This window comes from Mesorhizobium sp. M7A.F.Ca.CA.001.08.2.1, assembly GCF_003998455.1.
Lineage (GTDB): Bacteria > Pseudomonadota > Alphaproteobacteria > Rhizobiales > Rhizobiaceae > Mesorhizobium > Mesorhizobium ciceri.
On the sequence record NZ_RZPW01000939.1, the window covers coordinates 1 to 2,094 of the forward strand.

The following is a 2,094-nucleotide window of genomic DNA, read 5'->3' on the forward strand; positions in this document are numbered from 1 at the left end:
CTCTTCGACCGCGGCATTCGGCCGACCGAATCGCACGTCCAGGGCACGCTGAGGATGGGGACCGGCCCGGCCGATTCTGTGGTCGACAGCGGCATGATCCACCATCAGCTCAGAAACCTGGTCGTCGTCGGCACCAGCACCTATCCGAGCTGCTCCTGCGCCAACCCGAGCCTGACCGCGGCAGCGCTGTCCTTGCGGGCGGCGAGCCGGATCGCGTGAAAGGAGGTATCGCATGATCGAGATTTCCAGACGCTCGGCCCTGGCCGTCTTGGCTGGCGGAGTGGTTTCGACGGGGGTCGCCTACGCCACCGTTTCCTCCTTCTCGGACGAGGATCTGGTGCGCGTCACGCTGGAAAAATATCTTGGCAAGTTGAACATCCGCATCGAGCATCTGCAGCAGTTCGTGCTGGCGTTCCGCGACAGGAATCCATGGAATTTCCCAAGCGAAAAACTGAGTGACGCCGTCACCCTGGTGGAGGAGCTCAAGCTGGGCGCCGCGCGTCGCTTGCTGCCCCGGCGAAAGCGGGAAGATCTGCTGCATTTCGACCGCTGGGTCGTCGCCGAATTCCATATGCTGACGGACTACGCCTGGCGCAGTTCGCCCAACGACCCGATCCGGTTTACCGGCTGGCAATCCTGTACCAATCCCTTCGCCAATCTGGAGCCGCCGAAACTTGCCTGACGTCGAAAGCGAGGCGGCGGCCTTTGCCTGTTGTCTCCGAGCAAGGAATACGAGATGCGACAAGGAGCCCGATCATGAAAGTTCTCTTTGCAGGCGGCAACGGCTACCCGCCCGAGTTCAGTGGCGGCGTTCAGTCGAGCACGCATCATCTGGCCGAACAGTTGATCGAGCACGGTCATGAAGCGGCTGTGCTCGCCGCCCTGTTCGGTGACGGTGTCTTCGGCTTCAAGGCACGCGCCAAGATGAAGCTGTTGCGGCAGCCGGCGGTTGTCGACAGCTATCCCGGCTATCCGGTGGTGCGGGCCTGGTTTCCCTGGGAAGCGGCGGGTTATGCCGGCGACAGGCTGAAGCCCGATGTCGCCGTGGTCCAGTGTCACAAATCGGTTCCGATCGGCAAGGCGCTGCAGGCGGAGGGCGTGCCTCTGGTCGTTTATCTCCGCAATGTCGAGTTCCATGAACTGGGCGGCGATCTGCGCGAATTGCATTCGGCGCTTTACATTGCCAATTCGGATTTCACCGCGCGAACCTACAAAAAAGAATTCGGCATCGAGGCAGCGGTGATCCCGCCAACCATCAACCCGGCGCATTACTCGACGCCGACGACGGGCCAGTTCGTCACGCTGATCAACCCCTATGAGGAAAAGGGATTTGAGCTCGCGGTGCGGATTGCCGGCGCCTGCCGCGAAATTCCCTTCCTGTTCGTCGAAAGCTGGAAGCTCGACGACGATCACCGGGCGCGGATCGAACAGACGATCGCTCCCTTGGGCAATGTCGTCCTGGAGAGCCGCACCAGCGACATGAAGACGGTCTATGGCCGCACGAAGATCCTGCTTGCTCCCAGCAAGTGGGAGGAGGCGTGGGGCCGCGTCGCTTCGGAGGCCCATTGCAGCGGAATCCCCGTTATCGGTTCGCGGCGCGGCGGTCTGCCCGAGGCTGTCGGCTCCGGTGGCGTGGTGCTGGATTACGATGCTCCGCTGGCCGATTGGGTCGCGGCCGTCAGGCGGCTGTGGAACGACAACCAGGAATATGACCGGCTTTCCAGTCTCGCTCGCAGCTTCGCCGGGCGTCCGGAACTCGATCCTGATCGCCAGTTCATCACCTTCTTCTCGATACTGGACAGGGCCATGCAGCAGCGCGCGCGACAGGCGGCCTGACGACGCGCCTGAGCAGGTCAGGCCGGACGCTTGACCCGGCTTTTCAGCGTCTCGTAGCCGCGGGCGCCAAGCAGTGCGCGGGCAATGGTCTTGGCGGCGCTCTTGCGGCCCTCTTGCGACTTGATCTGCCGCAGCCTTGCCGGCAGGTTGCGGGCCGCCTGGCCAAGTGCCGGCAGCGACAGCGCGTCGGGGAAGCTGACCATATGCGTTTCGACGCACAGCACCGGCTTGCCTGACAGTTCGGTGATCTTCAGCGCC

3 protein-coding genes and 1 pseudogene are annotated in these 2,094 nt (G+C 63.1%); 3 read left to right on the forward strand and 1 reads right to left on the reverse strand.

Features of this window, described 5'->3' with window-relative positions; all coding sequences use genetic code 11:
* The 3 genes from EN914_RS33200 to EN914_RS33210 all read left to right on the forward strand — a co-directional run.
* Window positions 1-219 (forward strand): GMC oxidoreductase (locus tag EN914_RS33200; RefSeq protein WP_245497905.1); only part of this gene is annotated, 219 nt, incomplete at its 5' end.
* A 13-nt stretch (window positions 220-232) separates the two neighbouring features.
* On the forward strand, window positions 233-682 hold the full coding sequence (locus EN914_RS33205) for a hypothetical protein (RefSeq protein WP_013528107.1): 450 nt from the start codon (window positions 233-235) through the stop codon (window positions 680-682).
* A gap of 74 nt (window positions 683-756) precedes the next feature.
* Window positions 757-1,836 carry a glycosyltransferase gene (locus EN914_RS33210; RefSeq protein ID WP_127389577.1) on the forward strand — a complete coding sequence of 360 codons (1,080 nt, stop codon included), beginning with the start codon at window positions 757-759 and terminating at the stop codon, window positions 1,834-1,836.
* A 17-nt stretch (window positions 1,837-1,853) separates the two neighbouring features.
* On the opposite strand, the pseudogene EN914_RS33215 reads toward EN914_RS33210, so the two are convergent.
* Window positions 1,854-2,094 (reverse strand): annotated as a pseudogene (locus tag EN914_RS33215) (phosphoribosyltransferase); the annotation flags it as partial.

Excerpts from the sequence above, each read along its gene's own strand:
- EN914_RS33210 (WP_127389577.1), top strand. The coding sequence starts at position 757 with ATGAAAGTTCTCTTTGCAGGCGGCAACGGCTACCCGCCCGAGTTCAGT.
- EN914_RS33205 (WP_013528107.1), top strand. The coding sequence starts at position 233 with ATGATCGAGATTTCCAGACGCTCGGCCCTGGCCGTCTTGGCTGGCGGA.